At 73.6% G+C, this 549-nt stretch carries 1 protein-coding gene; it reads right to left on the reverse strand.

All coding sequences use genetic code 11. The features are described from left to right. Position 1 precedes the first annotated feature (1 nt). Positions 2–549 (reverse strand): FtsX-like permease family protein (locus tag IH13_RS0111545; RefSeq protein ID WP_031083532.1); only part of this gene is annotated, 548 nt, incomplete at its 5' end.

Here is a 549-nt window from a genome sequence, read left to right on the forward strand (position 1 = left end):
ATCAGAGATGTGTATAAGAGACAGGCCAGGGGCGGCCCAGGAAGCCGACGGAGAGCAGGACGAGAGGGAGGACGGACAGCAGGAGACCGGTACCGAGCGCCATGCCCGCGATCAGGGCCGCCTCGCGGCGCATCATCATGCGGACCTGCCGCGGGGTGGCACCGATCAGCTGGAGGGTGGCCAGCTCCGTGCGGCGGCTCGTGGTGGTGGCGACGAGCTTGTTGGCGACACCGAGGAGCAGGTAGCCGAGGAGCACACCGATCACGGCGATGTTGATCCACAGCTCAGGCTGCACCCCGCCCGCCGCGCCCGGCGTCCCCGGAGGGCCGTCGTCCAGGACCAGCCCCGGGCGGGCCCCGGCCAGGGCGGCGACGTGCTCGTGGGCCGTGCGGCTGCCGTCGGTGCGGACCAGGACGCGCTGCGCGAGCCCGGTGGTGGTGTGGCCGGCGGCCAGGTCCCTGGAGAGCACCATGGGCCCGGCACCGAGACCACGGCCGTACGTGGCCACGACGCGGGCGGTGACCCGGCCGCCGTCGCCGAGGACCAGCC

The sequence above is a fragment of the Streptomyces sp. NRRL WC-3549 genome (assembly GCF_000721935.1).
In the GTDB taxonomy this organism is placed as follows: Bacteria; Actinomycetota; Actinomycetes; order Streptomycetales; family Streptomycetaceae; genus Streptomyces.